General features: G+C 43.7%; 5 protein-coding genes. 4 read left to right on the top strand and 1 reads right to left on the bottom strand.

The window, feature by feature from the left end; all coding sequences use genetic code 11:
- From CBG25_RS10755 to CBG25_RS10740, 4 genes are all read left to right on the top strand, one after another.
- On the top strand, positions 1-281 hold a 281-nt coding region (locus CBG25_RS10755), incomplete at its 5' end, for a transposase family protein (protein WP_290603775.1).
- A complete protein-coding gene (locus tag CBG25_RS10750; RefSeq protein ID WP_290606583.1) occupies positions 223-486 on the top strand; it encodes a hypothetical protein in 264 nt (87 codons plus the stop codon). The genes CBG25_RS10755 and CBG25_RS10750, both read left to right, overlap by 59 nt.
- A gap of 2 nt (positions 487-488) precedes the next feature.
- On the top strand, positions 489-764 hold the full coding sequence (locus CBG25_RS10745) for a TrbC/VirB2 family protein (RefSeq protein WP_290606582.1): 276 nt from the start codon (positions 489-491) through the stop codon (positions 762-764).
- Positions 765-778: 14 nt separating this feature from the next.
- Positions 779-2,764 carry a VirB3 family type IV secretion system protein gene (locus CBG25_RS10740; protein ID WP_290606580.1) on the top strand — a complete coding sequence of 662 codons (1,986 nt, stop codon included), beginning with the start codon at positions 779-781 and terminating at the stop codon, positions 2,762-2,764.
- A 951-nt stretch (positions 2,765-3,715) separates the two neighbouring features.
- On the opposite strand, the gene CBG25_RS10735 is transcribed toward CBG25_RS10740, so the two are convergent.
- The coding region (locus CBG25_RS10735; RefSeq protein ID WP_290603686.1) for an integrase core domain-containing protein at positions 3,716-4,318 on the bottom strand (603 nt) is incomplete at its 5' end.

Below are 4,318 nucleotides of genomic sequence, written 5' to 3'. Positions count from 1 at the left end.
AGGTAACCATCTGGGCAGATACCGGTTTTCAAGGTATAGATAAACAGCATCCTAATACACAAATCCCAAAAAAAGGAACTCGAAAAAGACCTTTATCGCCTGAACAAAAACAAGAAAATAAAATAATCTCGGGCATCCGTATTACAGTTGAACACGCCATCGCGGGTATCAAGCGCCTCGGTTGCATGACCCAAATTTTACGGAATCGTAGACCCTTTATTGATGATACCTTCTTACTCCTTAGCGCAGGTCTTTGGAATTTCCATCTCAGAACAGCGTAAAATTTACTTCAATCACCGAAACACCCTTATTTCACTATTAAGCAACACGCTTATTATTCCTAGCGTTAAGCAGGATATCACCGACAATCGCGGGACATTAACCGCAGTGGCCCTGTCTTTTCCTAAGAAAAATATTACCCGTTACCCACGTCATTTGCTGCGTGGTGACTTCGTTCCTGATTTAAAACCAAATGATAGAGGATGATTATGTTATCGGTAATAAAAAATAAATACGTCGGTCTGATGGCGGTTTTGTTGTTTTCTTTATCTGCCCATGCTGATGGCTTGGTGAAAACAAAAACACTGCTGCAAAAGGTATTTAATGAAGCGCATTCTCTTGTCGGAATTGTGGTGGCGCTTGCCGCCTTGATTATCGGTTTTCGGGTGCTGTTTCGGGGGGAAACTATCCGCGATTGCTGGGGCGTGATTCTCGGGGCTTCGCTAATTGCCTCAGCGGCGGAAATCGGCAAATGGCTTGCCTGATATAAGGAGGCGGAATGTCAACCATCTATAAGGCATTGACGCGACAGCCCGTGTTGCCGGGGATTGGCGTTCCCATCGTCCCTTTTGTGGTTGTTGAGGGCGCATTAATCAGTCTGAGCGCTAATATTAGCTGGTTTTTTCTTATCGTTGCCTTTGCCGCATGGTACATCATGAAGTTGATGACCCAAGAGGATGAAGCCATTTTTCATTTGATGCGGTTAAAAATGCGAACGCTGGGGATTTACGTCATTAATCGCTTTTATGGCACTACGGTATTATCAGCCAGTCAGTATGATGCCGTCGATATCAAGGAGATTTCAGACTGTATGAAGCTCAATCAACGCCTGCCGCTAGAAAACCTTATTCCTTATTCTTCACATATTGATACACATATTGTGAAAACTCGTGAGAATGACGAACTGGCAACGTGGGAAGTTATCGGGGTGCCGTTTGAATGCGAGGATGACAATGATTTAGCGATTATCAATAGTCAGTTAAATACCATGATCCGCGCATGGGAGGGTAAGCCGGTGACTTTTTATACTCACCGCATCCGTGAAACATTTTATGATCATCTGGATACCCCGAGTGGCAATCCTTTTGCTGATGAGATTAGCAAAAAATACTATGAAGGGATAAAAAAGGACAAACTTTATCAAAATCGACTGTTTTTTACCGTGTGCTATGCGCCTTTTGGTAAAGAACAGAAGATGCAATACAAAATGCGAAATATCCACGACAAGCAGAAAGCGATCGCGGAAACATTACCTGAAATGCGGGAGATTGTGAGTAAAATAAGCGCATCCCTTGGCCGTTTTCATGCAAAACTGTTAGGGATTTATGAAACAAAAAAAGGCGTTTATTCTTCTCAGTTGAGTTTTTATCAATATCTGCTTTCGGGACATTGGCAAGAAGTCCGTTTGTCTCCTACGCCTCTGTACGAAGTGCTGGGCGGTGTCGATATTTTTCTGTCGCAGGATACAGGGCAAATTAATACACCGCGCGGAAAACGCTTTTTTAGGTCACTTGAAATCAAGGATTTCTGTGAAAACAGCGAAACCGGGTTATTAAACTCACTCTCCTATCTGCCGATCACTTACGTCATGACAACCTCCTTTACAGCACTGGGAAAACAGGAAACACAGGCCTCTATCAAGGATAAAATCAGGAAACTGAAAAGTGCGGGAGATGAAGCCGCCTCGCAATTATTGGATTTAGAAGTTGCCAAAGATCTGCATGGTTCAGGGGTGATTGCCTTTGGTAAATACCACTACTCACTGATGATTTATGCTGACACGCTGGATGAGCTGACAGCCCACACCAATCAGGTCATTACTGAACTCGAAGATTTAGGATTAATTGTTGCGCTTTCCATGTTATCACTGGGAGCCGCCTATCTCGCGCAACTACCGGGCGTGTACCATTTGCGCCCGCGGTTGGCCTTGATGAGCAGTCAGAATTTCGTGGATTTTGAGTCCTTTCATAATTTTTTCGCTGGCAAGCGTAAAGGTGTGCCGTGGGGTGAACCACTGGTACAGCTTAAAACGCCAGCGGGCGGCAAGTACGATCTGAATTTGCACAATACGTTAATGGGCGTGAATGAACTCGGAAAGAAAACATTAGGGCATACCGATGTTTTGGGTCAGGCCGGATCGGGAAAAACAGTATTATTGATGTTTATGATGGTGATGATGCAGAAATGGCGAAATGCCGATCTGTTCCCGGTTAATAGTCCGGTCAAACGTTTAACGACGGTATTTTTCGATAAGGACAGGGCGACAGAGCCGGGAATACGTGCCTTGGGCGGCCAGTATTTTAGCATCAGGAGTGGTGAAGTGACCGGATTTTCGCCGTTTATGCTGGACGCGACCAAACGCAATGTCATTTTTGTCAAGCAACTGATGAAAATCATCTGTACGCTTAACGGTAACACGTTGAGCACCCGCGAAGAATTACGCCTTCACGAGTTTCGCACCAATAAAAAAACGCTCTATTTTTAAGTTTAATTCAGCATGATATATAAATAGTCAAAACCTTATAAATCAAATACAACTTATTGTAATTTAAGAAAATTTATGTTTTTTAGTAACTTGCAGATTAATCATTGCTTTTAAGCCATTTTTAGAATTTTATATGCCTGTGCGAAACTCGTGTGGACATGATTTTTGAATCTTTTAGCTAAAACAAGTAAAGCATTTTATTTCAGAAAAATGTTCAGAAAAAATCCGGGTCTAAACGTGAGGGTTTTAGGCTTCTTATTTTAAGCTTCAATTTCGGAGAAATTGTTAAGCATTAAAATAAGAAGTAAGGCGCTGCCGGAAGGTTCAATTTCGGAGAAATTGTTAAGCTTCCGTATCCAGCGCCTTACTGCAAACATTTTCACGGAGTGAAAATTGCAGCAGCCGGGGGGAGCCGCAAGGGAAAACGTGCTCACACGTTTTAGCGCGACCTAGCGCGTCCCGCAGTGGGGGGCAAAGCCCCGCACACCGTCGAGGCTAAGTCGATTTATCGACGTGGCGCGACCACCCTCTTTGTAGCCAGTTTTCCGATTTTTCGAGCTTGCGAAGAAAAAGAGGCTAAAACGGCGTCTCAAAGGGGGTGGTCGCGCGTAGCGCGCGACGGTGTGCCGCAGTTGACCTTGGGGGTTTTGGCTCGGCGTCCAGCCGGGACATTACCCCCATGTGTCATGCAGTGAGGGCGTCCAGCCCGAACGTAATGGCACAGGCCGTTGCCCATCTGACGCGGTTTCGCGGGACAGACGACCACTGGTCGGCTGTTCTGTGAAAACACGGAAAACGGGCATGAGCGCTTTTAGCGCTCAATTCATTCAACCCACCTTATGGAGTCACCCTATAGAGTCATGCCATGGAGTCAATGTGCGACTCTATATAATGTGTAGTAGCTCAGACTTGATCTGACAGTTACCGGTTATTTATACAGTATCTGTCAGGCTAAATTTGATTTAAATCTTTTTCTCTCCAAATTTGTTTTCCATCGTGTAAAGTTGCTATGGGTGTTCGACCGCAACACATTTTTCCTTGATGAGTACGCTGGTTATTGTATTCCTCTAACCATTTATCTAAATCAGTTTGTAATTCCTCTAAATTACCGTAGATTTTCTTACGAAAAACTACCTGGTAGAACTCTTGTAATACGGTTTTATGAAAACGTTCACAAATTCCATTAGTTTGAGGCGAGCGTGCCTTAGTTTTTGTGTGATCAATATCGTTGATAGCCAGATAAAGTTGATAATCGTGATGCTCAACTTTACCACAATATTCACTACCTCTGTCCGTCAGTATACGTAATATCGGTAATCCATGTTGGGCATAAAAAGGCAGAACCTTGTCATTTAATAAATCCGCAGCAGTTATCGAACTTTTCGTTGTGTAAAGTTTACAATGAACGACTTTGCAGTAAGTATCAATATAAGTTTGTTGGTAGATACGACCAACACCTTTTAAATGACCAACATAAAAAGTGTCCTGCGACCCCAGGTAACCCGGATGTGCTGTTTCAATCTCACCACTGGCTTCATCATCCTGTGCTTTCTT

This window comes from Arsenophonus sp. ENCA, from assembly GCF_002287155.1.
GTDB lineage: Bacteria > Pseudomonadota > Gammaproteobacteria > Enterobacterales > Enterobacteriaceae > Arsenophonus > Arsenophonus nilaparvatae.
Note: the sequence above shows the minus strand (reverse complement) of the source record. Positions and strands in the feature narration are given on the sequence as shown.

What these genes read in the sequence shown, in the direction of transcription:
- CBG25_RS10740 (WP_290606580.1), top strand. Translation starts at nt 779, where the DNA reads ATGTCAACCATCTATAAGGCATTGACGCGACAGCCCGTGTTGCCGGGG.
- CBG25_RS10750 (WP_290606583.1), top strand. Translation starts at nt 223, where the DNA reads ATGATACCTTCTTACTCCTTAGCGCAGGTCTTTGGAATTTCCATCTCA.
- CBG25_RS10745 (WP_290606582.1), top strand. Translation starts at nt 489, where the DNA reads ATGTTATCGGTAATAAAAAATAAATACGTCGGTCTGATGGCGGTTTTG.